Source organism: Streptomyces murinus, assembly GCF_002154555.1.
In the GTDB taxonomy this organism is placed as follows: Bacteria; Actinomycetota; Actinomycetes; order Streptomycetales; family Streptomycetaceae; genus Streptomyces; species Streptomyces murinus.
The window spans coordinates 1-23,733 of record NZ_MUNF01000596.1 but is presented as its reverse complement, the minus strand read 5'-3'; the positions used below and the strand labels follow the sequence as shown (position 1 = coordinate 23,733).

The 23,733-nt window shown below is 73.7% G+C and carries 24 protein-coding genes and 1 pseudogene; 11 read left to right on the top strand and 14 right to left on the bottom strand.

Going from position 1 to position 23,733, the window contains the following annotated elements:
* Positions 1-16: 16 nt before the first annotated feature.
* Positions 17-310, bottom strand: coding sequence for a hypothetical protein (locus CCN72_RS30855; RefSeq protein WP_086811357.1), 294 nt, complete (start codon positions 308-310; stop codon positions 17-19).
* 400 nt (positions 311-710) lie between these two features.
* Between CCN72_RS30855 and CCN72_RS30850 the strand changes: the two genes are divergently transcribed.
* Together CCN72_RS30850 and CCN72_RS30845 are read left to right on the top strand one after the other, a co-directional pair.
* Complete coding sequence (locus CCN72_RS30850; protein ID WP_086811355.1) at positions 711-1,169, top strand: cyclic nucleotide-binding domain-containing protein; 459 nt, start codon at positions 711-713, stop codon at positions 1,167-1,169.
* A 59-nt stretch (positions 1,170-1,228) separates the two neighbouring features.
* Positions 1,229-1,840 (top strand): CBS domain-containing protein, encoded by a 612-nt coding sequence (locus tag CCN72_RS30845; RefSeq protein WP_086811363.1) that lies wholly within the window; start codon positions 1,229-1,231, stop codon positions 1,838-1,840.
* Between the two features lie 27 nt (positions 1,841-1,867).
* On the opposite strand, the gene CCN72_RS30840 is transcribed toward CCN72_RS30845, so the two are convergent.
* From CCN72_RS30840 to CCN72_RS30830, 3 genes are all read right to left on the bottom strand, one after another.
* A complete protein-coding gene (locus CCN72_RS30840) occupies positions 1,868-2,467 on the bottom strand; it encodes an Rv1733c family protein (RefSeq protein ID WP_085563362.1) in 600 nt (199 codons plus the stop codon).
* A gap of 33 nt (positions 2,468-2,500) precedes the next feature.
* A complete protein-coding gene (locus tag CCN72_RS30835; RefSeq protein WP_086811354.1) occupies positions 2,501-3,202 on the bottom strand; it encodes a CBS domain-containing protein in 702 nt (233 codons plus the stop codon).
* Positions 3,203-3,328: 126 nt separating this feature from the next.
* On the bottom strand, positions 3,329-5,047 hold the full coding sequence (locus CCN72_RS30830) for a sensor histidine kinase (RefSeq protein ID WP_158101442.1): 1,719 nt from the start codon (positions 5,045-5,047) through the stop codon (positions 3,329-3,331).
* Between the two features lie 354 nt (positions 5,048-5,401).
* Between CCN72_RS30830 and CCN72_RS30825 the strand changes: the two genes are divergently transcribed.
* Positions 5,402-5,842, top strand: coding sequence for a pyridoxamine 5'-phosphate oxidase family protein (locus tag CCN72_RS30825; protein ID WP_086811352.1), 441 nt, complete (start codon positions 5,402-5,404; stop codon positions 5,840-5,842).
* Between the two features lie 54 nt (positions 5,843-5,896).
* Here CCN72_RS30825 and CCN72_RS30820 read toward each other — a convergent pair whose 3' ends face one another.
* The 4 genes from CCN72_RS30820 to CCN72_RS30805 all read right to left on the bottom strand — a co-directional run bounded on the left by CCN72_RS30820 (position 5,897) and on the right by CCN72_RS30805 (position 11,457).
* A complete protein-coding gene (locus CCN72_RS30820; protein WP_086811349.1) occupies positions 5,897-6,964 on the bottom strand; it encodes a zinc-dependent alcohol dehydrogenase family protein in 1,068 nt (355 codons plus the stop codon).
* Positions 6,965-7,077: 113 nt separating this feature from the next.
* On the bottom strand, positions 7,078-9,456 hold the full coding sequence (locus CCN72_RS30815; protein ID WP_086811359.1) for a phosphoketolase family protein: 2,379 nt from the start codon (positions 9,454-9,456) through the stop codon (positions 7,078-7,080).
* Between the two features lie 64 nt (positions 9,457-9,520).
* A complete protein-coding gene (locus CCN72_RS30810; RefSeq protein ID WP_086811347.1) occupies positions 9,521-10,384 on the bottom strand; it encodes a universal stress protein in 864 nt (287 codons plus the stop codon).
* A gap of 176 nt (positions 10,385-10,560) precedes the next feature.
* Positions 10,561-11,457 (bottom strand): universal stress protein, encoded by an 897-nt coding sequence (locus CCN72_RS30805; protein WP_086811345.1) that lies wholly within the window; start codon positions 11,455-11,457, stop codon positions 10,561-10,563.
* A gap of 231 nt (positions 11,458-11,688) precedes the next feature.
* Between CCN72_RS30805 and CCN72_RS30800 the strand changes: the two genes are divergently transcribed.
* The gene (locus CCN72_RS30800) at positions 11,689-12,351 is read left to right on the top strand and encodes a CBS domain-containing protein (protein WP_086811344.1); all 663 of its coding nucleotides are present in this window, start codon (positions 11,689-11,691) and stop codon (positions 12,349-12,351) included.
* A gap of 128 nt (positions 12,352-12,479) precedes the next feature.
* Positions 12,480-13,181, top strand: coding sequence for a response regulator (locus CCN72_RS30795; protein WP_085563355.1), 702 nt, complete (start codon positions 12,480-12,482; stop codon positions 13,179-13,181).
* A 30-nt stretch (positions 13,182-13,211) separates the two neighbouring features.
* Here CCN72_RS30795 and CCN72_RS30790 read toward each other — a convergent pair whose 3' ends face one another.
* Complete coding sequence (locus CCN72_RS30790) at positions 13,212-14,063, bottom strand: universal stress protein (RefSeq protein ID WP_086811342.1); 852 nt, start codon at positions 14,061-14,063, stop codon at positions 13,212-13,214.
* Positions 14,064-14,300: 237 nt separating this feature from the next.
* Between CCN72_RS30790 and CCN72_RS30785 the strand changes: the two genes are divergently transcribed.
* Entirely contained in the window at positions 14,301-14,789 is a 489-nt protein-coding gene (locus tag CCN72_RS30785) for a CBS domain-containing protein (RefSeq protein ID WP_086811340.1), read from the top strand.
* Positions 14,790-14,798: 9 nt separating this feature from the next.
* Here CCN72_RS30785 and CCN72_RS30780 read toward each other — a convergent pair whose 3' ends face one another.
* A complete protein-coding gene (locus CCN72_RS30780) occupies positions 14,799-15,239 on the bottom strand; it encodes a universal stress protein (protein WP_037653857.1) in 441 nt (146 codons plus the stop codon).
* A 156-nt stretch (positions 15,240-15,395) separates the two neighbouring features.
* On the opposite strand from CCN72_RS30780, the gene CCN72_RS30775 reads away from it, so the two are divergent.
* On the top strand, positions 15,396-15,626 hold the full coding sequence (locus tag CCN72_RS30775) for a hypothetical protein (RefSeq protein ID WP_086811338.1): 231 nt from the start codon (positions 15,396-15,398) through the stop codon (positions 15,624-15,626).
* A 21-nt stretch (positions 15,627-15,647) separates the two neighbouring features.
* Here the strand turns inward: CCN72_RS30775 and CCN72_RS30770 are convergent, their stop codons facing one another.
* Together CCN72_RS30770 and CCN72_RS30765 are read right to left on the bottom strand one after the other, a co-directional pair.
* Positions 15,648-16,451 carry a TIGR03943 family putative permease subunit gene (locus tag CCN72_RS30770; protein ID WP_086811336.1) on the bottom strand — a complete coding sequence of 268 codons (804 nt, stop codon included), beginning with the start codon at positions 16,449-16,451 and terminating at the stop codon, positions 15,648-15,650.
* The gene (locus CCN72_RS30765; RefSeq protein ID WP_085563350.1) at positions 16,448-17,491 is read right to left on the bottom strand and encodes a permease; all 1,044 of its coding nucleotides are present in this window, start codon (positions 17,489-17,491) and stop codon (positions 16,448-16,450) included. Before CCN72_RS30765 ends, CCN72_RS30770 begins: the two co-directional genes overlap by 4 nt.
* 204 nt (positions 17,492-17,695) lie before the next feature.
* Here CCN72_RS30765 and CCN72_RS30760 point away from each other — a divergent pair, with 204 nt between their 5' ends.
* From CCN72_RS30760 to CCN72_RS30750, 3 genes are all read left to right on the top strand, one after another.
* Positions 17,696-18,526 carry a serine hydrolase gene (locus tag CCN72_RS30760; RefSeq protein ID WP_086811334.1) on the top strand — a complete coding sequence of 277 codons (831 nt, stop codon included), beginning with the start codon at positions 17,696-17,698 and terminating at the stop codon, positions 18,524-18,526.
* A gap of 83 nt (positions 18,527-18,609) precedes the next feature.
* Complete coding sequence (locus tag CCN72_RS30755) at positions 18,610-19,023, top strand: SRPBCC family protein (RefSeq protein WP_086811332.1); 414 nt, start codon at positions 18,610-18,612, stop codon at positions 19,021-19,023.
* 193 nt (positions 19,024-19,216) lie between these two features.
* The gene (locus tag CCN72_RS30750) at positions 19,217-20,527 is read left to right on the top strand and encodes a hypothetical protein (protein ID WP_086811330.1); all 1,311 of its coding nucleotides are present in this window, start codon (positions 19,217-19,219) and stop codon (positions 20,525-20,527) included.
* A 33-nt stretch (positions 20,528-20,560) separates the two neighbouring features.
* Here CCN72_RS30750 and CCN72_RS30745 read toward each other — a convergent pair whose 3' ends face one another.
* The gene (locus CCN72_RS30745) at positions 20,561-22,078 is read right to left on the bottom strand and encodes a hypothetical protein (protein WP_086811328.1); all 1,518 of its coding nucleotides are present in this window, start codon (positions 22,076-22,078) and stop codon (positions 20,561-20,563) included.
* A gap of 50 nt (positions 22,079-22,128) precedes the next feature.
* Positions 22,129-22,365 (bottom strand): hypothetical protein, encoded by a 237-nt coding sequence (locus CCN72_RS41465; RefSeq protein ID WP_158101441.1) that lies wholly within the window; start codon positions 22,363-22,365, stop codon positions 22,129-22,131.
* Positions 22,366-22,879: 514 nt separating this feature from the next.
* Here CCN72_RS41465 and CCN72_RS30735 point away from each other — a divergent pair.
* A pseudogene (locus CCN72_RS30735) lies at positions 22,880-23,733 on the top strand (hypothetical protein); the annotation flags it as partial.

The window sequence follows — 23,733 nt, the reverse complement described above, 5'->3', positions numbered from 1 at the left end:
AAAGACCGTTGCAGTACTAGGAGCTGGCGGTCTGATGGAACTGGGGCACGGTGGCCTCGGCGCCCGCCTTGATCGATTCGACGACCTCCTGGTGCAGGTCACGGCTGGCGCGCTCGGAGCGGCAGGACACCGGGCTGCCGCTGAGCGTGAACCACTGGGAGGTGCCGCTGTACTGCACCGCCACATCGGCCTTGCGGCCGTCCCAGGTGGTGTGGACGGTCAGGTCGCCGGTGAGGATGCCCGCCTCCACCGTGCGGGCGCCGCCCCGGCCGGTGAAGACCCCGGGGGTGGTCCAAGATGCGAAGACCATGCTCTCAGCCTCTCTTCTCCGCTCCACGCCCCCATGACGGGTTTGCGTGTTCATATCCCCATACGCTTGTCCTCTATGGTGCGCCATCGAGGCGGGATACGGCTGGGGCCGTACGGCCCCGTGTCGAGGCGCCCCGGAACCGGACGGCACTGGTGAACCGACGGTTCTCGTGGTGTGCTGGTAGTGGCGGGAAGAGCCGTTGAGACGCGGAGAAGCGGCCAAGAGCCGCGCACCGCGCAATCCGGATCCGCGAGAAGCGGGTGGCCCTTCCCGCCCTTCGCGTACCGGCTCACCCCCGCCCGTAGGCCGAAAGGCCCTCGCCCGGGTCCGGGCGACCTGTGGCGGGTCCGGGCGGACGCGCCCACGCTGGGATCACCACCCCAGGAAGGGAGCCGGTGCGATGACCTCCGCCACCACCATGACCACGGCGCTCGACCCCGTGCGGCGCGATCGGCTGATGAGCCTCGCCCGCGAGGCCTCCTTCGAGGCCGGCACCCGGCTGTTCGAGGAGGGGCGGCGCGCCGACCGCTTCTGGATCGTGCGCACCGGCACCATCGCCCTCGACCTGCGCGTACCCGGCCGCCGGCCCGCCGTCATCGAGACCCTCGGGCACGGCGAACTGGTCGGCTGGTCCTGGCACTTCCCGCCGCACATCTGGCAGCTGGGCGCCGAGGCGATGAGCCCGGTGCGGGCCTGGGAGTTCGACGCCGCCTCCGTGCTCGCGCTGTGCGAGGAGGACCCGGAGTTCGGGCGGGCGATCGCGCTCTGGGTCGGCCGGGTGGTCGCCCAGCGGCTGCACGCCTCCCGGGTCCGGCTGCTCGACCTCTACGCGCCCTACGGCAGCGGGAGCGCCGAGTGACCGCCCGGCAGCCCGCCGAACAGGCCCGTACCGGGGGCCCGAGCCGGGTCGGCGACGTGATGACGCGCGCGGCGGTGGCGGTGGGGCGTACGGCCCTGTTCAAGGACATCGTGGCGCGGATGGAGCAGTGGAACGTCAGCGCCCTGCCGGTCCTGGAGGGCGACGGCCGGGTGGTCGGCGTGGTCTCCGAGGCGGATCTGCTGCCCAAGGAGGAGTTCCGGGACAGCGACCCGGACCGGCTGACCCAGCGGCGGCGGCTGGGCGACCTGGCCAAGGCGGGCGGGGTGAGCGCGCAGGACCTGATGAGCACGCCCGCCGTCACCGTGCACGCCGACGCCACGCTCGCCGAGGCGGCCCGGATCATGGCCCTCAAGCGGGTCAAGCGACTGCCGGTGGTGACCGCGGAGGGGGTGCTGGAGGGTGTGGTCAGCCGGGGCGACCTGCTCAAGGTGTTCCTGCGCGACGACCGTGAACTGGCCGACGAGATCCGGCGCGAGGTGCTGGACGTGCTGTTCCCCGCGCCGGTCGAGCCGCTGCACGTCGTGGTGGTCGACGGGGTCGTGACGCTGACCGGGAAGGTCACGGACGGCACGCGGATCCCGCTCGCGGTGCGCATGGTGCGGGGTGTGGAGGGCGTCGTGGGCGTGGACTGCTATCTGGCGGAGGGCTGAGCACGCCTCCCGGAGGGGCTGAGCGGTTCAGCCGCGGCCACCGCTGAGGTTCCCCCAGCGCGGCCCTATCTGCTTCCACTCCTCGTCCCACTCGGCCATCCTGCGCCTGATCAGCCGGCCCCGGACCAGCCAGCCCGCGCACCACAGGGCCGCGCCGGCCGACGGGCCGACGAGAACGCCGGTGAGGGCCGCCTGGAGGTCGGCCGAGGCGCCGGTGACCGGCGGGGCGACCACATGGTCGGCGTGGTTCGTCCAGACCGTGACGCTGCTGCCCGCGGGGGCGCCGGACGCGACCTTCGCCCGGTCGGTGTGCACCGTGCCGTCCGTGTCGGTCCAGCGCACCGGCGCCCACACCCGCCCGTCGTCGTAGCCGGTGCCGGCGGCCGGGGGCGCGGCCGCCGGGTCGGTGAGCACGGCCGTGACGGGGTGCACCTGGGCGAGCCGGGCGGCGTAGGACGCGGCGGACGCCTGGGCCGCGAGAAGACCGGCGAGGACGCCGCAGACGAGGACGAGCACCCAGGTGGCGAGGACGATCCAGGCCTCGACGGCATCGCTGTGCCGGCGCAGCGGATTGCGCCGCCATCGCCACAGCCGTACCGGCCTGACCGTCGTGGCAGGTGTCCTCATCGTCACCGCCTCCTCTCGCGCGCCGACGGCCCCTCAGCGGGTGCCGGCCGACTCGGCGTCCGGCAGGTCCGGGTCCAGATCCGGGTGGCGCGGCGGCCCGGCCAGCGCACACCGCACGTCCACCGCGCCGGGCACGGCCCGCGCGAGGCGCCCGGCGAGCGGTACGAGCGCGGTCTCCCGGACCCGGCCGCTGAGCGTCACGACACCATCGTGCACCTCCACCCGGATCCCGGCCGCTTCAGCGCCGAAGAGCCGGGTGACGACATCGCCCGCGACCTCGTCGGCGATCTCCGCGTCGCCGCGCAGGAACACCTTCAGCAGATCGGAACGGCTCACGATGCCCAGCAGGGTGCCCTCGGGATCCACCACCGGGAGCTGCTTGACGCGGGCGCGGGCCATGACGCGGGCGGCGTGGCCGAGAGTGGCGTCCGGGGCCACGGTGACCGCCGGGGTGGTCATCAGCGCCTGCGCACTCGCCGCCCCGGCCTTGGTCAGCTCGGCGAGGTGGCGCATCCTGCCGTACCGGTCGAGGTCGCTGTCGCGGTACTCCTCCTTGGGCAGCAGATCCGCCTCGGAGACGACGCCGACCACGTGTCCGGCGTCGTCCAGGACGGGCACCGCGCCGACCCGCCACTCGCGCATGGCCCCCACGATGTCCTTGAAGCCCGCGCCGGTGCGCAGGGCGAGCACCCTTCGGGTCATCACGTCGTTCACGGTGTTCGGAGTGCCGTCCATGGCTTCCTCCAGGGGCTCTGGATACCGCGCCGCACGTTCAGCCTGTGGCCGCCGCCCGGCCGCTGTCATGGGCCGACCGGACCCGACCGGGTGCCCACCGGACCCGCGCCCCGGGGATCCCCCGGGTTACGAGGCGGGCAGCGGGACCCGCCACTCCAGTGTGGCCCCGCCCCCTTCGGTTTTCCCCACGTCGAGGCTGCCGCCGAGCCGCTCGGCGCGTTCCGCCATGTTGCGCAGCCCGCTGCGGCGGCCGCCGGAGGGGATGCCGACGCCGTTGTCACGGACCCGCAGGCGCACCTCGTGGCCGTCGGCGGCGAGCAGCACCTCGGCGCGGTCGGCGTGGGCGTGCCGGGCGATGTTGGTGAGGGACTCGGAGAGCACGGCGACCACATGGTCGGCGATCTCGCCCGGTACGTCGGTGTCGACCAGGCCCTCCATGCGCACGCTGGGCGCGAAGCCCAGCACCGGGGCGGCCTCGCCGGCCACCCGGACCACGCGGGCGCGCAGTCCGCTCGCCGCGGCGCCCTCGCGGGCGCGCAGTCCGAAGATGGTCGAGCGGATGATCTTTATGGTCTCGTCCAGGTCGTCCACGGCGCGCAGGACCCGCTCGGACGCCTCCGGGTGCTCGATGAAGCGGCCCGCGCTCTGGAGGGTCATGCCGGTGGCGAAGAGCCGCTGGATGGCCAGGTCGTGCAGGTCCCGGGCGATGCGGTCGCGGTCCTCCAGGAGCGCGATCTGCTGGGCGGCCTGCCGGCGTTCGGCGAGCTCCATGGCGATCGCGGCCTGCGCGGCGAAGCCCCGCAGCATCTCGGTCTCCTTGTCGGAGAACGCCGACCGGTCGCTCTCGCGGGCCAGCAGCAGTACACCGCGGGCGCCGCCCCCGCCGGTGCCGATCGGGACGGCGACGGCGGGGCCGAGGCCGTCGAAGCGCGGCGGGTCCTGGCCGACACGGCTGTCATGGGCGACGTCGTCGCTGGTGACCGGGGCGGCGGCGGTGAAGGCCAGGCCCATCAGGCTGCGGTCCAGGGGCAGTACGAGGCCGCGGTGGGCGTCGGACTGGGCGCCGACCGCGATCTCCACGCCGAGCGCCTCGGTGTCCGGCATCGGCATCGCGACGGCGGCGAGCGCGGAGCCGGTGATCTCGCGGGCGCGTTCGGCGATCAGGTCCAGGGCCTCGGCGCGTTCGCTGCCGGACATCAGGCTGTGGCTGATCTCGGCGTTGGCCAGCAGCCAGCGTTCGCGCAGCCGGGAGTCCTCGTAGAGGCGGGCGTTGTCGATGGCGACCCCCGCGGCGACGGCGAGGGTGGCGAGGACCGACTCGTCCTCCTCGTCGAAGTCGGCACCGCCGCGCTTCTCGGTGAGGTACAGATTGCCGAAGACCTGGTCGCGGACGCGGATCGGGACGCCGAGGAAGGTGTTCATCGGCGGGTGCCCGGGCGGGAAGCCGTACGACGACGGGTGGGCGGAGAGCTTGGACAGGCGCAGCGGCTCCGGGTGGCGAATCAGCTCGCCCAGGATGCCGTGGCCCTCCGGATAGGGGCCGATCTCGGCGATCCGCTCCTCGGACAGGCCCACGGTGTGGAAGGCGGCGAGGGTCGTGCCGTCCGGGCCGATGACGCCCAGCGCCGCGTACTCCGCGTCCACCAGCGCCGCCGCGGCCTCCACGATGGAGTGCAGGGCCTGTTCCAGCTCCAGCTCGCGGCCGACGGAGAGGACCGCCTCCAGCAGGCTGTGCACCCGGTCCCGGGTACCACGGGCCGCGTCGATCCTGGCCTGCAATTCCTCCAGCAGCTCGTCCAGCTTCAGCTGCGGCAGCCGCACGCCGGGCCGCTCCGTTCCGGTCACCACGCCCTCCACTTCCCATCAGCCCATGCCTTCGAACCGACGGGTTCCGAAGGACACGGTAGCCGCTCGGGGCCGGAGAGGGATACGCGGCCGTCGCTTCGGCGCCTTGTGATCCCCGGCATGCCGGGGGCATGTGCGCCGGTATGCGGGCGGGGCCGTACGGCCCCGGCGCGGGTCCGAACGGCACTGTTGAGAGGCGTACGACCTGGGCGAGAGTGTCATCAGGAGCGGCACCGATCCCCCGCGGTGCCGCTCCCTTCCGTGCAAGAGCTCCCTCGGTCCGTGCGGGACGCACCCCATGGACCCCTGCCCGCCCTCTGCCCGCCGTCGCCGCGCACCGCGAAGAAGCCAGCCATGATCCCTCGTCACGACACGGCCCAGCGCCGCATCGACCTCGATCGCACGGAGGCGCTGCGGCTGCTGGGCAGTGTGTCCCTGGGCCGGGTCGTGTTCACCCGGCAGGCGCTGCCGACCGTCCGCCCGGTCAACCATGTGCTGGACGGCGGCGACATCGTGATCCGCACGCATGAGGCCGCCGCGCTGACCTCGCACGCCCGGCGGGGCGAGGACGGCGGGGTCGTCGTCGCGTACGAGGCCGACGCCATCGATCCCGAGACCCATCTGGGCTGGAGCGTCGTGGTGACGGGGTACGCCCGGCTGGTCACGGACCCGGCCGAACTGGCCCGGCTGCGGGAGCTGTTGCACCCCTGGGCGCCGCCGGACGACATGGACCAGGCGGTGCGCATCCGCCCGGACCTGGTCACCGGGGTGCGGCTGGCGGGCGAGGACGGCTGAGCGGCGAGCGGGCGGTACGCGCACGGTCGTCCGCGTGCCGCCCGCTCACGCGCATCAGGCCGTGGGGACGGCCAGTTCGTGCTGTTCCCCGCCGAGGACGACCTTGAGGGCGCCGGTCTCGGCGGCGCGGGAGAACACGTCGTACGCCCGCTCCATCTGCTCCAACGGGAAGGTGTGGGTGACCAGTTGGCCGGTCGGGAGGCGGCCGGCCGCGGCCATCCTCAGCAGCGTCGGGGTGGAGTACGTGTCCACCAGGCCGGTGGTGATGGTGACGTCCCGGATCCAGAGGTCCTCCAGGTGCAGCGTGGCGGGCTTGCCGTGCACGCCGACGTTGGGCACGTGTCCGCCGGGGCGCACCACGCGGGTGCACAGTTCGAAGGTGTCCGGCACGCCGACGGCCTCGATGGCCACGTCGGCGCCGAGCCCGTCGGTGAGGTCCGCGACCAGTTGGTGCGGGGCCTCGTGCACCTCCGCGACCGCGTCGGCCCCGAATCGCCGGGCGGCCTCCAGCCGGGCCGGCGCCAGGTCGACGGCGATGATCCGCTCCGGCGAGAACAGGCGTGCCGTGGCGATCGCCGCGAGCCCGATCGGACCGGCGCCGACGATCACCACGGTGTCGCCGGGCCGCACCCGCCCGTTGAGGACGCCGACCTCGTAGGAGGTGGGGAAGATGTCGGCGAGCAGTACGGCGTCCTCGCTCGCCAGGGTGCCGGGCAGCGGGTGCACGGACAGGTCGGCGTACGGGACGCGGACGTACTCGGCCTGGGTGCCGTCGATCGTGTGGCCGAGGATCCAGCCACCGCCGCCCAGGCACTGGCCGTAGACGCCCTCCCGGCAGTAGCGGCAGCGGCCGCAGGAGGTGACGCAGGAGAGCAGCACCCTCTCGCCGGGGCGTACGGTGCGCACATCGCTGCCGGTCTCGACGATCTCCCCGACGGCCTCGTGCCCCAGCAACGTGCCGGGCCGCACCTCGGGCACATCGCCCTTGAGGATGTGCAGATCGGTGCCGCAGATCGTGACCGCCGAGACCTTCACGATCGCGTCGGTCGGCTCCTTGATCCCCGGATCCGGAACGTCCTCCCAGGAGGCCTCTCCGGGCCCGTGAAAGACATAACCCTTCATGCCGCTCCTCACCCTCTTCCCTCGGTGTTCCGCAGGACCGGGCTGATGGACATTTCCGACAGGTCCAGGGTGGCCGACGCACAAGGCTCGCGCTTGGGCCGGACGGCCCCCGTTCAGCCTCCCCAGGTCCACTCCGCGACCTCCGGCAGGTCCGTGCCGTGCTCGCGGATCCAGTCGTGGTGGCGGCTGCGCGCGTCGGCCATGGTCTGGCGGACGGCGGCGGCGCGGACCGCGAGGCCAGGGACGCGGTCGATGACGTCCATGACGAGGCGGTAGCGGTCGAGGTCGTTGCGGACGACCATGTCGAACGGGGTGGTCGTGGTGCCCGACTCCTTGTAGCCGCGCACATGGAGGTTCGCGTGGCCGGTGCGGCGGTAGGCGAGGCGGTGGATCAGCCAGGGGTAGCCGTGGTAGGCGAAGATGACGGGCTTGTCGGTGGTGAACAGGCCGTCGTACTCGAAGTCGGGCATGCCGTGCGGGTGTTCCTCGTGCGGCAGCAGCCGGGTCATGTCGACCACGTTGACGACCCGCACCGCGAGCTCGGGCAGATGGGTGCGCAGCAACTGGGCGGCGGCCAGCACCTCCTGGGTGGGGACGTCACCGGCGCAGGCGAGGACGACATCGGGTTCGGCGCCGTTCTCCGTGCCGGCCCACTCCCAGATCCCGGCGCCGCGCGCGCAGTGGGCGCGGGCCTGGTCCATGGTCAGCCAGTCGAAGCAGGGCTGCTTGCCGGCCACGACGACGTTGACGTAGTCGCGGCTGCGCAGCACATGATCGGCCACCGACAGCAGGGTGTTGGCGTCCGGCGGCAGATAGACGCGGACGACCTCGGGGCTCTTGTTGAGGACGTGGTCCACGAAGCCGGGGTCCTGGTGCGAGAAGCCGTTGTGGTCCTGGCGCCAGACGTGCGAGGTGAGCAGGTAGTTGAGGGAGGCGATGGGGGCTCTCCAGGTCAACTGCCGTGACGTCTTGAGCCACTTGATGTGCTGGTTGACCATCGAGTCGACGATGTGCACGAACGCCTCGTAGCAGGAGAACAGTCCGTGCCGGCCGGTGAGCAGATACCCCTCCAGCCAGCCCTGGCAGAGGTGTTCGGAGAGGATCTCCATCACCCGCCCGTGCCGGGACAGATGCTCGTCCACCGGGAGCACCTCGGCCTGCCATGCCTTGCCGCTGGCGTCGAAGACGGCCTGGAGCCGGTTGGAGGCGGTCTCGTCCGGGCCGACGAGGCGGAAGTCCCGGCGCTCGCGGGTGTCCTCCATGACCTGTTCGAGGAGGTCGCCGAGGATCCGGGTCGGTTCGTGCAGGGCGGCGCCCGGCTTGTCGACGGCCACGGCGAAGGTGTCCAGGGGCGGCAGCGGCAGGTCGCGCAGCAGGACGCCGCCGTTGGCGTGCGGGTTGGAGCCGAGGCGGCGGTCGCCCTCGGGGACGCAGGCGAGGACGTCCGCGCTGGGCCGGCCGTCCGGGCCGAACAGCTCCTCGGGCCGGTAGGAGCGCAGCCACTGCTCCAACTGCCGCAGATGCGCGGGGTTCTCGCGCACGCCCGGCAGCGGGACCTGGTGGGCGCGCCAGGTGCCCTCGACGGGGAGGCCGTCCACCTCGGCGGGGCCGGTCCAGCCCTTGGGGGTGCGCAGCACGATCATCGGCCAGTGCACCCGCTCGGTGATCCCCTCCTCGCGGGCGCTGCGCTGCATCTGCGCGATCCGGTCCAGCGCGTCGTCCAGGGCGGCGGCGAGGGCGCGGTGCACCTGGGCGGGGTCCGCGCCGGTGACGTACAGCGGTTCGTGGCCGTATCCGCGCAGCAGGGCGTCGAGTTCGCTCTCGGGGAGCCGGGCGAGCACGGTCGGGTTGGCGATCTTGTAGCCGTTGAGGTGCAGGACGGGCAGGACGGCGCCGTCGTGCACTGGGTCGAGGAACTTGTCGGAGTGCCAGGACGCGGCGAGCGGCCCGGTCTCCGCCTCGCCGTCGCCGATCACGCAGGTCACGAGCAGGTCGGGGTTGTCGAAGGCGGCGCCGTAGGCATGTGCGAGGGAGTAGCCGAGTTCGCCGCCCTCATGGATGGAGCCGGGGGTCTCGGGGGCCACATGGCTGGGCACGCCGCCGGGGAAGGAGAACTGCCGGAACAGCAGCTCCATGCCGGCGCCGTCCCGGCTGATGTCCGGGTAGGTCTCGCTGTAACTGCCCTCGAGCCAGGAGCCCGCGAGGACCGCCGGGCCGCCGTGCCCCGGCCCCCATACGCACAGCGCGTCCAGGTCGCGGGCCTTGATGACGCGGTTGAGGTGGGTGTAGACGAGGTTGAGTCCGGGCGAGGTGCCCCAGTGGCCGAGCAGCCGCGGCTTGATGTGCTCGGGGCGCAGCGGTTCGGTGAGCAGCGGGTTGGCCATGAGATAGATCTGGCCGGCGGCCAGATAGTTGGCGGCGCGCCAGTGCGCGTCCAGGGTGCGCAGCTCCTGCTCGCTGAGCGCGGCTTCCTGGGGGGCGGCCTCGGTCATGGGGACTCCGATCATCATCAGATTCGTGCGCGGCCGTCGACGCGGGAACGCGTCGTGGGCGGGGTCAGTCGGTTTCCGGTACGACGGCCACCGGGCAGGCCGCGTGGTGCAGTACCCCGTGGGCGACCCGGCCGAGCTGGAGGCCGAACCGGCCGGTGCGGCGCCGGGCGCCGACGACGAGCAGTCCGGCGTCCCGGGAGGCGTCGACGAGGACGTCACGGGCGTGTCCCTCGGCGGTGCGCCGATGCTGCTCCAGCCCCTCGGGGACGTCCCGCAGGGCCTCCTCCAGCGCCTCGGCGGCCTCCTGCTCCTGTGCCTGTGCGGGCCCGCCGGCGAGCAGCGGATGCCCGGTGGTGCTGTGCGCGGGCCGCCGCCACGCCCGTACGGCTTCCAGGGGCACCCCGCGCAGCGCCGCCTCCTCGGCGGCGAACCGTACGGCGGCCGGGCCCGTGTCCTTGCCGGCGACGCCGAGCACGACGCGGCCGGGGGTCGTCCGCCGCTCGGGTCCGCCGCGCAGCACGATCACCGGGCAGTGGGCGCGGGCGGCGACCGAGAGGCTCACCGAGCCGAGCAGCAGCTCGGTGACGGCGTTGCGGCCCCGGCAGCCGACGACCACGAGGCGGGCGGTGCTGCTCTCGTTCACCAGTCCGAACGAGGGTTCGTCGGCCAGCACGGAGGTGGTGAGCCGCAGGTCCGGGTGGTGCTGGCGGGCCCGGCGTTCGGCGGCGTCCATGATGTCCTGGCCCATCACCTCCTCGGCCGGTTTCCCGACCTCCTGGGCGATGAGGGAACCCTCGTAGCGCTCCCAGAGCGAGGCGTAGACGAGGCGCAGTGGCGCCCCGCGCAGGGCGGCCTCCTCGGCGGCCCGGTCCACGGCGCGCAGGCTCTCCTCGGAGCCGTCGACGCCGACGAGAACAGGCAGGTCCATCGTGTTCACTCTCCCTGGTAGAGCCCTGGTAGAGGGCGACGACGAGGCGGGCCCGCACCCCATCGTTGACGGATTCACCGGCGTGCGCGAGCCGTACCGCAGCGTTTCGGCCGTTTCGGCCATGGGCCGCGCCGCGCGCGGCCGTCCGTTCGGGCTGTTCGGCCGCGCGCGGCGCCTCAGCTGTGCGCGACGACGGCCACGGGCGCGGCGACATGGTGCAGCACGGCGTGGGTGACATGGCCGATGTGGATGCCGTACGGGCTCTTGCGGACGCGCCGACCGACGACCACCAGGGAGGCGTCCCGGGCGGCGTCGATCAGGACCGGCGCGGAGTTGCCGGCCCGGCTCACCTCGCTCACCTCGACGTCCGGGAACTTCTGCCGCCAGGGCCGCAGCACCTCGGTGAGCAGGGTGGCGGCCCGGCGTCCGAAGGAGGGCACGACCGGCGGTTCGGCGGGGATGCCGTACGCGGCGTAGGGCGGCGGCGTCCAGCCGTGCACGACCCGCAGCGCGGCGCCGCGGCGCGCGGCGGCGTCGAAGGAGAACTCCAGCAGGGTCTGGCTTGGTCCCTCGGGGTCGTCGATGTCCAGGCCGAGGACGACGGGCCGGAAGGGGGTCGCGGCGGACGGGACGCCCGAGGGGTCCGGCTGGTGTTCGTCGGCGGCCGCTTCACCCGCGCGGACCAGTACCACCGGACGCGTGGTGTGCGCGATGACGTACAGCCCGGCCGAGCCGACCAGGAACCCGCCGAGCCGGCCGAGCCCCCGGGAGCCGAGCGCCAGCAGCTCGGCGCCGTCGGCCGCCTCCGCCAGGGCCTGTGCCGGTTCCGCGGTGACCTGGTCGGTGACCACCTCGATGCCGGGGTGGCGCAGCCGCAGGCCCGCCGCGGACTCGCGCACCGTGCGGGCCCATTCCTCGGCGGCCCCGCGGTCGGTGTCGGTGTCGGCCTCGGGCTCGCGCACATGCAGGATCCGCAACGGCAGGTCGCGCAGCGCGGCTTCGCGCGCCGCCCATTCGACGGCGGCCCGGCTCTCGGGCGAGCCGTCGAGGCCCGCGGTGACGGTTCGGGTCATGGTTCCACCTTCCTGGGGCGTCGCCTCGGGGAGACAGGAGCGACGATTCCAGGCTGGGGCAGGACCGGCGAGCCGGTCAGGGGCCGCTGGTCCCCTGCCGGGACCGACCGGCCCGGTCCGCGGCGCCGGGCGGGGGCCGGGCGGCCCCTGTGCCGACCGGGCGCGCCCGGCGCACGCTGGGGACAGCGGAACTCCCGTCGAGAAGCTGCGTCGAGAAGCTACGGAGTCACCATGTACGGCACCCCGCACATCGTCAGCGACGTCATGACGACCACCGTCGCCGCCGTCGGCCGGCGTGCTCCCTTCAAGGAGCTGGTGGAGATGATGCAGGACTGGCAGGTCAGCGCCGTGCCCGTGATCGAGGGCGAGGGCCTGGTGGTCGGTGTGGTCTCCGAGGCCGACATGCTGCCCAAGGAGGAGCTGCGGGACGACCCGGCCGAGGAGTACCGGCAGCTGCGGCCGCCCGCCGACATGGCCAAGGGCGAGGCGATCACCGCCGGGGACCTGATGACCTCCCCCGCGGTCACCGTACGCGCGAACGCCACCCTCGCCGAGGCCGCCCGGACCATGGCCCGCGCCCGGGTCAAGCGGCTGCCCGTGGTGGACGAGACCGGGATGCTGGAGGGCGTGGTCAGCCGCGCCGATCTGCTCAAGGTCTTCCTGCGCGACGACCAGGAGATCGAGGAGGAGGTGCGCCGGGAGATCGTGGCACGGCTCTTCCCGCCGCCGGACTCGGCCGTGGAACTGCGCGTGGAGGACGGCGTGGTGACCGTCGTCGGGCGGATCCGGGACACCTCGCTGGTCCCGGTGGCGGCCCGCCTCGTACGCGCGGTCGAGGGGGTCGTGGACGTGCGCTTCGACCTGGCGCCCGGCCGGCGGGCGGCGGAGGCGTGACATTCTTGCAATGAGGGCCGGTCTCGGGAAGTGGGGCCGGTCGGCCCTGGTGCGCACGGCGCCGTCCGGCGATGATCGGCCGGGTGACAGGCCGCAGTCTGTCTGCTTTCCGGGAACGAGAGGTCGAGATGACCGAGACACGCACCTTCACGGCACAGGACCCGATCCGGGTGTTCCTCCTGGACGACCATGAGGTCGTCCGGCGCGGTCTGGCGGATCTCCTGGACGCCGAACCGGACATCTCCGTCGTCGGCGACGCCGACACCGCCGCGCACGCGCTGGTCCGGGGCCCCGCCCTGCGCCCGCATGTCGCGGTGCTGGACGTACGGCTGCCCGACGGGGACGGCATCTCGGTCTGCCGGGAACTGCGCAACCGGATGCCGGAGCTGGCGTGTCTGATGCTCACCTCGTTCGACGACGAGGACGCCCTGCTGGACGCGATCATGGCCGGCGCGTCCGGCTATGTGCTCAAGCAGATCAAGGGCTCGGACCTGGTCTCGGCGGTGCGCACGGTCGCCTCCGGGCAGTCGATGCTGGACCCGGAGACGACGGCCCGGCTGATGCGCTCGCTGCGGGCCGACCCGGAGGAGACGCCGTCGCTGCCGCCTGAGCTGGCGAGCCTGTCGCCGCGCGAGCGGGACATCCTGGCGCTGATCGGGGACGGCCTGACCAACCGTGAGATCGGCAAGCGGCTGTATCTGTCGGAGAAGACGGTCAAGAACCACATCTCCCGGCTGCTGGCCAAGCTCGGCGTGCAGCGCCGGGTCCAGGCCGCCGTGCTCGCCTCCCATCTGGAGCCGCAGGGCGCGAAGGAGCACTCCGGCCGCTGACCCCCTCGGCGCCCGCGACGCGGGGGCTTGTCACGGCAGTTGGGGTACGACGGCCACCGGGCACTTGGCGTGATGCAGCAACCGGTGCGCCACTCGGCCCAGTTGGAGCCCGGCGTGCCCGCGCTCCCGCCGTACCCCGACGACCAGCAGATCGGCCGCGGCCGAGCGGTGCAGGAGCACCTTGCCGGGCGGGCCTTCCAGGACGGTGCGGGCCACCCGTACGTCCGGATGCTCGCCCAGCGGGGCCTGGAGCAGCGTGTCGATCAGTTCGGCGGCCTCGTCCTCGTGGTCCGGCGCGGCCCCGTCCTCGGCCCGGTCGCCGGAGCGGCGCCAGGTGCGCACCGCGTCCAGGACGCACCGGCGGGCGGCGGCCTCGCGCAGCGCGAACCGGGCGGCCGTGTCGCTGGTGCCGGGCTCGCCGACGCCCAGCAGCACCCGCTCATGGGTGCCCCCGAGCCCCGCCGCGTCCCCGCGGACCACGATCACCGGGCCGGACGCCCGCCCGGCGACGGCCAGTCCCACCGAGCCGAGCAGCAGCCCCTTCAGCTCGCCCCGGCCCCGGCTGCCGGTCACCACGGCGGTGGCGTTGTCGCCCTCGGCGAGCAGGGCGGCGACCGGGTCCTCGGCCAGTACGGCGGAGTCCACCTTCAGATCCGGGGCGCGCCGCCGTACGCGCTCGGTCGCCGAGGCCACGATGTGCTCGGCCATCACATGGGGAGCGGCCGGTTCGCTGCCGAGCGAGGGGAGCCGCCCCTCGTAGCGCTCCCAGAGCGAGGCGTGCACCAGGCGCAGCGGCACCCCGAGCCGGACCGCCTCGTCGGCCGCCCAGTCCACCGCGAGCAGGCTGCAATCGGAGCCGTCGACACCCACGACCAGGGGCAGGGGGCATCGTCCTCACCGCCTTTCCTCGGGCTGCGCGTCGGCGCAGCGGCCCGTCCGGCTCTTCACGCTCGCACGGCCGAACGGGTGGGCCGATGGGTACATTGTCCCTTTCGGCGGGAATCGGACTACCCCAGCGAGGTCCGAGCGGCCCCTGCCCCCGGGCGGCCCGCCCGGCGCAGTCTGGAGACGGCATCCCCCGGTGCCGGTGTCCCCCTCGGTGCCCCGAAAGAGGTCCTGATGACCCATCTCCCCCCGGCCGGTCCCCTGCCCGGCGCGCCCTCCGTCGCGGGTCAGGTCAGTGTCGGCCGGCTGATGACCGCGCCGCCCGTGACCGTCGCGCCCGACGTCACCCTGGCGGGGGCCACCCGGCTGATGGCCGAGACCGCCGTCGGCTCCCTGCTGGTCGTCGAGGACGGCACCCTGCTCGGCATCGTCACCGACCGCGATCTGGCGCTGCGCGGGCTCGGCGAGGGGCTGCCGCCGGCCAGCCGGATCGACGCGGTGATGTCGCCGCGGGTGGTCACCCTGGACGCGGGCGACGAGATCCATGAGGCGTACCGCACCTTCCGCCGCACGGGTGTGCGCCGGCTGCCCGTGCTCGACGACGGCCGCCCGGTGGGCGTGCTCACCCTGGACGATCTGCTGCTCGACGTGTTCCGGCGGCTCGCGGACCTGCTGGGTCCGGTGGCCTGGAGCGTGCTGCGGGAGCCGCCGGGGCCGCAGTGAGCCCGGGGCTCAGGTCTCCTCGGAGCGGACGATGACCACCGGGCACGCGGCGTGCGCGGCGACGCGCTGGCTGACCGAGCCGAGCATGACGCGCGCGAACCCGCCCCGGCCGCGGCTGCCGACGACCAGGACCTCGGCGCCCTCGGCGGCCCGCAGCAGGATCTCGGCGGGGTTGCCGTGGGCCACCCGGGTGCGCACTCCGGCGGCGGCGTCCGCGCCGAGCACCTCGGTCAGCTCCTGCGCCATCTGCTCGCGGGTCGCCTCCTCGTCGATGTACATGTCCACCGCGGGCGCGGACCAGCCGTACAGCGGCACCTCCCAGGCCGCGACGGCCTCCACCGCGCCGCCGACGAGCCCGGCGTAGCGCACGGCCCAGCGCACCGCCTCGAAGGAGGACGGCGAGCCGTCGACCCCCACCACGACCCGGGGCTTGGAGACGTCCTGGTCCATCTGTCCCACCTCTCTGGCTGTTGCCCCCTGTGCTCCACGCTGCGCGACCCGCCGCCGCCCCGCCAGAAAAGAGCGTCCGTTCGGCCCTGCCGCCGGGCGCCGGGGCGGTGCATCCTGCCGTAAGGGGAACCGGGAGGAACGGGAGGTGAGGCACGAATGGGCAAACAACGCAGGAAGAACGGCAAGGCGAGGACCGGAAGGCCCCGTACCGGCCGCGACTGCGGAGCGCCCCTGCCCGCACACCGGGACCCGCGTCCCCGCTCCGGCAACCCGGCCCCGGGCACGGCCCGCCGGCGCGGCCACGGCCCCGGCAACCAATGGCTGCTGCTGCCCGGCGGCACCTGGCGCCGGGTGGAGACGATCCGGGTACGCGGCCTGTTCGGCTGAGCGGGCCCCTCGGGACGGTGTCTAGCCGGGGGTGATCGGCAGATCGTCGGTGAAGGCGTTGATCGGCTGGGCGATCGGGGTGGTCAGGCGGGCGTCCAGCGCGGCCGGTGCGGAGGTGGTGCCGAGGGTGCCTGCGCGGTGCCAGGTGCCGGTGACCGCGAGCCAGGTGTTGGCGGCGGGCGGTTCGGCGGAACCGGAGCCGTAGACATGGATCTTGACGGTCTGGGAGTCGGCGGCGCAGCAGCTGAAGATGATCCGGGTCAGATACCAGCCGTCGCCGGTCGCGTCGGGCGTGACGAAGCCGGTCAGGCGGACGGTACGGCCCTGGATGGCCCGGCTGCGGTCCTGCTGGACGCGCTTGGTGAAGTCCGTGAGGGTCAGCGGCAGCGGGGAGGTCGCGGGCAGCGGCTCGAAGCCCTTCTTCTGCACGGCGACCGGCTTCGCGCCGGAGCGGGCGGCGGTGTAGGCGCCGAGGGCCGGCGGGGCGAAGAGGAGGAGGCTCAGGGCGGGGAGGACGAGGAGCCAGGCGATCTTGGGCGTACCGGAGTGGTCATGGCCGTCGTGGCCCCCATGGCCCTCGTGCGCGTGCGCCTCGTGGCCGTCATCCCCGCCATGCCCGCCATGGTCGTCGTGGGCGTGTCCCCCGTTCCCCGTCCGGGAGAAGGCCGCCACGACGCCGAGCAGGAGCAGGACGACGCCGGAGGCGATGAGCACGGGGCGCAGGCCGGGCTTGACGTAGCGCAGGTACGTGTCGCTGAACAGCGTGATGCGCAGCAGGCCGAGGCCGGTCAGTTTCAGCAGCAGGCTCTGGAGGAGGCGTCTCACAGCAGGGCCCCTCCGGTCAGGGCGCTGGCGGCGACGGCCACCACCGTGGTCGCCGTACAGAACCGCCAGGCGAAGGCGCGGCCGAACGTGCCCGCCTGGAGGGCGATCAGCTTCAGGTCGACCATGGGCCCGACCACCATGAACGCCAGCCGGGCGGTCGGCGAGAACCCGGTCAGCGAGGCGGCGACGAACGCGTCGGCCTCCGAGCAGACCGCCAGCAGCACCGCGAGGCCCGCCAGGAACAGCACCGAGAGCCAGGGCGTGCCGGAGAAGGCGTCGAGGACGGCCCGCGGCACGGCGACGTTGAAGGTGGCGGCGGCCATCGCGCCGAGCACGAGAAAGCCGCCGGCCTGGAGGAAGTCGTACTGGAAGCCGATCCGGAACTCCTGCCAGCGGCTGTGGCCGTGGGCGTGCCCGGTGTGCCGCCGGCGCAGCGCCGGGCGCAGCCACTTCTCGTCGCCCCGCCAGAGCCACAGCCAGCCCATCACGGCCGCCGTGCCGAGGGAGGCGAGCAGCCGGGCGGCGATCATCGCGGGGTTGCCGGGGAAGGCGACGGCGGTGGCGGTGAGCACGACCGGGTTGATGGCGGGCGCGGACAGCAGGAAGGCGAAGGCGGCGGCCGGGGTGACACCCCGGCGGATCAGGCTGTTGGCGACCGGTACGGAGGCGCACTCACAGCCCGGCAGGATCGCGCCGGCGACGCCCGCGACCGGCACGGCGAGCGCGGCCCGCTTCGGCAGCACCCGGGTGAACAGGTCGGCGGGCACGAAGGCGTTGATGGCCCCGGAGAGCACGGTGCCGAGCACGAGGAAGGGAATCGCCTGGACGATGATGGCCAGGCAGACCGTGCGCCAGGCCCCTACGGCGGGCTGGTCGAGCCACCCCGAGTCGCCGACGAGGAGTACGGCGCTCGCGCCCGCCGCGAGCAGCACGGCCGCGCCGAGCGGCCAGGGCCGGGGGCGGCGCACGGACGGAGGCGGAGGGACCGGGACGACCGCCACACCCTCCCCCGCGGCAACCAGTTCATCCGTTTTTTCCATGATCTCTCCGGATGTCGGTGTCCGGCCGACGATAAGCGAGGACCGGGGCCGCGGCGGGTATACACGCCGCCGTGACGACCGCCGTGCACCGCTTGGCCGCCCCCGGTCCGCCCTCGGTGACTCTTCTTACAATTCGGGCGAAACGGGGGCCGGAGTGACGGCAGCCACTTCGCACGGGACGGGTCTTGTCTACGTTCAGGTGCCATGTCCTCGCACCCGCGCCGCACGGCCGGCGTCCTTCTGGCCTCGGTGACCGCCCTGCTCACCGCCGGCATTCCGGCGGCGGCCGCCGCCACGCCCACCCCGAAGCCGAAGCCGGCTCCCGGGACGACCGAGGCGTCGAAGACCCCCGCTCCACAGCCCCCCGTGCCCGATCCGCACGCCACCGTCGCCGTCCTCGACCTCGACGCGGGCGCCACCACCCCCGTGATCCAGGGCGAGGACCGCGCCTACGACACCGCCAGCATCGTCAAGGTCGACATCCTCGCCGCGCTGCTGCTCAAGGCGCAGGACGAGCGGCGCGCGCTGACCGACGAGGAGCGCGGCCACGCCGAGCCGATGATCAAGCGCAGCGACAACGACGCGGCGGACGCCCTGTGGAAGGAGATCGGCCAGGACCCCGGTCTCACGGCGGCCAACCAGCGCCTCGGACTGACCTCGACCACGGCCGGTACCAGTGGCAGGTGGGGGCTGACCCGGACCACCGCGAGCGATCAGATACGGCTGCTGCGCGCGGTCTTCGACGACAGCGCCCGAAGCCCCCTCACCCTCGATTCCCGCGCCTACATCCGCACCCTGATGGGCGAGGTCCTGCCCGAGCAGTCCTGGGGCGTCTCGGCGGTGAACGCGGCCGGGACCGAGCTGAAGAACGGCTGGCTCCAGCGCACCACCACGGGCCTGTGGGACGTGAACAGCATCGGCGAGGTCACCCTCGGCGGCCACCGCTGCCTCGTCGCCGTCCTCTCCGACGGCAGCGCCTCCATGAGCGACGGCGTCTCCCTGGTGGAGCAGGCCGCCCGCACCGCGGTCGCCTGACGGCCTGGCGGGGGCGCTTTTCGGCCGCCGCGGAAGGGGCACGCGGGCGGGGTACGACTCCCGACCCGAGGAGCGATGCCACCATGGCCGAGTACGAACGTTCCCGTACGATGCCCGCCCAGCCCGAGCACGTCTTCGACCAGGCGGCCAATCTCCACCAGCTGGACTCCTGGCTCCCGGGCGCCCTGCACGTGGCCCCCGAGGAACTGCCCGCCGTCAGCGTGCACGAGGCCGGTTCCGACCAGGACACCCCCGCCCTGCTGCGCGCCCAACCCGACCAGATGCGTCTGGAGTGGGGCACCCGCGAGCAGGGCGACTACGCGGGCTGGCTCCAGGTCGCGGGCATCGGCAGCGGCGCCAGCGAGGTGACCGTCCATCTGTCCTTCTTCGACAAGCACCACGACCCTGGCGAGCGCGCGGCCGCGGCGGCCCTGGAGGACAGCCTGCGCCGGCTGGAGGAACAGGTGCGGCTGCGCACGGACAACGCGGCCGGCTGAGGCATCCGCGGGGAGCGCGGACGGGGCACGGGCAGGGGCGCGGGCAGGGGCGCGGACAAGGGCGAGGGGCACGGCGGAGCCGGAACGATCTCTCGTACAACCGTTCCGGTGGCACAGACGTCTCACAGAGTGGGGAACTCCCGTTCCCCCACCGACCGTTCGTCCGCCACTGTCGCTCCAGTCAGAGGATTCCATGCCTTTCAGCTCTCCCGGCCCCCGTGCGGTGCGCCAGACCGCGGGCGCGTTCGGCGCCGTCGCCCTGATCGCGCTGTGCGCCGCGCCGGCCGTGGCCGCCGACGGCCCCGCGACCGGCCTGGCGCTGGGCACCATCGCGCCGTTCGACAAGGTGAAGCCGGGCAGCGAGCTCCCGCTGTCGCCCACCTTCACCAACACGGGCACCGCGGCACTCGACAAGGTCTGGCTGTCGTACTCCGTCACCCGCGGTCTGGGCCAGGCCGCGCTCCCCTCCAACTGCCTGAGCTACACGATCGGTTCGGCCGACGAGGAGCCGGGCCACACGCAGGTGGTGTGCGAGTTCGACCAGCCGGTGCAGACGGGTGTCGTCTACGCCCCGGAGCGGCCGCTGACCCTCAAGGCCCTGGACCGCGCCCTGTACGAGCACGTCCAGGTGACGGTCGACTCCTCGGCCCCGGTCCCGGACGACGGCGCCGCCGCACCGGTGCACGGCACGGCCGCCGCCCTGAAGCTGGTCGAGCGGCCCGACGAGAAGACCCCGCCGGCCGGCGCCGCGGCCGGCGCGGACGTCGCGGTGAACGTCGTCAACACGGCCGATCTCCAGGTCGGCGGCGCCCAGTTGAAGGGCAAGGCCGGGGACACGGTCACACTGCGGGTGAAGTTCGCGAACGCGGGGCCCGCCTGGGTGCAGCCGCAGCCGGGTCAGCGCGCGGCCCATGTCCTGGTCACGCTGCCCGAGGGCACCTCCGCGGTGCGGACCGACACGCTGTGCACGAACACCGGGGCCGAGTCCTACGCGTGCGGCACCGGCGCGCCCTGGGTGAACGAGCACGAGAGCAGGACGTACACCTTCAAGGTGAAGCTCGACAAGGCGGTGCCCGGCGCCCGCGGCTATGTGGAACTCGGCTCGGAGGCCCGGCCGTTCGACCACGTCAAGAAGAACGACACCGCGCGCATCACGCTCGCCGTCTCCGGTGGCACCGACACCACGGGCGGCGGCTCCACCGGGGACGGCGGTTCGAAGGGCGGCGGCGACTCGACCGGCGGCACCGGCTCGACGACGTCCACGGGCGGCACCGGCACGGGCACGGACGGCGGTACGACCACGACGGGCGGCACCACCGGCACCACGTCCACCGCCGGTACCACCGGTGACCTCACCACCGGCGGCTCCGACAGCACCGGCGGCAACCTCGCGGCCACCGGCGCCGGTCCCGCGCTGCCCCTCGCGGGCGCCGCGGCCGTGGCCGTGGTCGTCGGCGCGGGCGTCGTGGTGGCCGCCCGCCGCCGGGGCGGCCGCGAGGACTGATCCCCCGCTCGGCCTGACCGGCGGCGCCGCCGGTCAGGTCCCCGAGCCGCCGAAGCCCTGGGTGGTGTACGCGCACTCGGTGTAGATGTACCCGGGGCGCAGCTTCGCGGTGTCGGAGCCCGCGGTCGTCGCCTGGCCGCCGTTCGGCTTGTGCACGAAGTAGGTGGTGCCGACCGGGAGTTGCAGGGTGCGCTGCGGATAGTCCTTGCCGCCGGCGCAGGGCTTGAAGGTGGACATCAGCGTGTCGGCGAGCAGGTACGACCGGCAGCCGCCGCAGGCCTTCAGGGTGAAGCTGCCGGTGACCGGACCGGTGTAGAGGACGGTCACGTCGTCCGGGCTGTCGTTCTTCACCGTGACGGAGATGCTGCCGCCGCTGGCGGTGGTGGGCAGCTTCTTGCCGGCCGCCGGGATGGTCTGGGCGACCTCGGCGGCGATGGCGATCTTCTGGGCGCGCGCCCGGTTCTTGTGGTGCGGGTGCCCGGCGACGAACTTGTCCATGGTCTGCTGGGCGTTGCTGAAGTCGCCGCTCCTGTACTCCTGGACACCGCAGTCGTACGCGCCGTCGTCGCCGCTGTGCCCGGCCCGGGACGCGGCGGACGCGAGCTTGCCGTCGGGGTCGCCCGCGGCCGTCCTCAGGTCGCCGATCCTGGTGTCGAGCTGCTGCAACTCCTCGACGGCCGCGCAGGATCCGGAGCCGCCCACGCCCTTCTGCGCCTTCTTCACGGCCGCGTCGACGGCGGGCGCCACCTTCGTCGTCTGCGGGGCGCCCGGGAAGGTCTTCATCAGGTCGCCGAAGCGGGTGACCCAGTCCTGGTCGCCCGCGGACAGGCCCTGTGATCCGCACTCGTACAGCGAGGTCGCGAGGCGGTCGTCGGGCCAGTCGGCGAGGGTGCCGACGGTGGCTTTGGGCAGCTCGCCGGGCACCGTGCGCAGATACGTCAGCGGGGCCACGGCGGTGCAGTAGTCCTGGCTGTCGTAGGGCGCGGCGACCTTGGAGTAGTAGGTGCGCAGGCTGGCGGGGACCTTGTGGGCGGCGCGGGAGCCGGGGTGGTCGGCGACGAGGCCGCGATAGACGCCGAGGGCCTCGCGGTAGTCCCCTTCCGCGGTGCTGAAGGACTTGCCCGCGTCCGCCGCCACCAGCTGGTCGGCGCTCGTCAGGCGCTTGAGGAGGGCCTGCTGTACGGCCTCGTCCCGGGCGTCCTGGTACCAGAGCGCACCACCGGCCGGTACGGCGAGCAGCACCAGGCCCAGCAGCAGCGCGAGGGGCGCGCGGCCGGGCCACACCAGGCGGGTGCGCAGTCCGACGTACGCGCCGTGGGCGGCCGCCAGCAGCAGGAGGAGCGCGTACCCCGCGAGCAGGGCGCCGGGGACGCCGTCGGCGTCGGCGGGCAGGGCGATGACCAGCAGGATCGCGGTCGCCACCCAGCAGGCGGCCATGAGCAGCCGACGCCGCGTGAGCGCGTAGCCGAGGCCGAGTCCGCTGAGGTTCAGCAGAGCGACGGCGACGGCCCGGCCGGTGTCCGGGGGCGCGGGCGGCGGAGCGGCGGGCATGGGCGGCACACCGAAGCCCTGACCGGGCGGCGGACCAAAGGCCCAGGACCCTACGGGACCAGGCACTCCAGCCGCTCCGGGAGCTCCGGGGGCTCCGGGGGCTCCGGGGTAGCTTCCGAATCCTCCGGGGGCTCCGGGCCCACCAGGCCCTCCGGGGCTGCCGGGGTCTCCAGGGCCGCCTGCGCCTTCAGAGGCTTCTGCGGGGTTTGCTGGTCCTCCCGGGACCTCGGGCCCACCAGGCCCTGCGAATCCACCGTGGCCTGCGGGTCCCCCAGTGCTACCGACACCGCCGGGGACCCTTGCGGGGCTTGCGAACCCGCCGGATCCCGCAGCAGCCCCATCGGATCCAGCAGGCCCGCCGGCTCCCGGAGGCCCGTCAGGTCCCGCGGGCCCACCGGATCCCGCAGGCCCTCCGTGACCCCGGGCCTGACTCCGGGATCCCCCGGGTCCCTCCGCGTCTCTCGGGCCCTCCGGGCCCCCGAATCCTCCGGACATGACGACTCCCCCCGCGTCCGACAACCCCCGCTGTGTGTGGCCTTTGATTCTAGCGGTCGGCGCATCCGATGGAGCCCCAACACCGGCTCGGGCAGCGGCACTTGGGGGACCTGTCGTCCCTCCGTCCACCCGGGCCGCACCCGGGGGTCCGGGGCGCCCGTCCGCAACCCGGAAACGGACACATCGCCTGACCGGCCCAATGCGGGTGCGTCGGAGGGGCGCGGAGCCGTGCTGGGTGTGACCGTGGTGAAAGGAATCCCCGGGTGCGCGACTGACCGCCCGGTTGCCCAGCGACGAGGAGGCGGGATGCCGGACCAGGTCGGCGTGCGCGAACCCCTGCTCACGGACGATGCCGACGCCGCGCCCGAGCGGGCCTTCGAGCAGCTGGGCGCCGTCGCGGACGCCGTGCTGTACGAGGGCTATCTGCTGTACCCGTACCGCCGGTCCTCCCCCAAGAACCGCGTCCGCTGGCAGTTCGGGGTGCTGCTGCCGCGCGACTGGGTGGAGCGCTTCGGCCCGGTGGCGCCCGGGATCTCCGGCTCCGCGGACTCCTGGTACCAGCAGACCGAGTGCCTGCTGCGCGCCCCGGAGGCCGACGCGGTCGTACGGCTGCGGGTGCGCCACCTCCAGATGCAGCACAAGCAGGTGGAGGACGCGGACGGGTCCCCGGTGGAGTCCCTGCGCACGGCCGACGGCGCCACTCATCTCTCCTTCGACGAGGCGATCCCGCGCGAGACCGAGCTGACGGTGCCGCTCGCCGAGCTGCTGGACGGCGGTCGTACGGTCGACGTCGGCGCGCCCGGCGGGGACGAGTACGAGCCGCTGCCGGGGGACGCGGGACGGATCGTACGGCGGCACCGGGAGCTGCGGGCCGCGACGACGGTGGCCGCCGAGCCGCTGGCGCCGGGCCTCTTCCGGCTGCGGGTGCGCACCGAGAACACGGGCGAGCCGACCGATGCGGGGGCCTGCCGTAACGAGGCGCTGCGCGACGCGCTGATCGCCACGCACACGGTCCTCGGCGGCGAGGGCGTGGAGTTCGTCTCGCTGATCGATCCGCCCGCGGCGCTGGCCGAGCGGGCGCGCGGCTGCCGCAACGCGTTCACGTTCCCCGTCCTCGGCGGCGCGCCCCCGCAGTCCGCGGACGGCGAGGGCGAGACCGG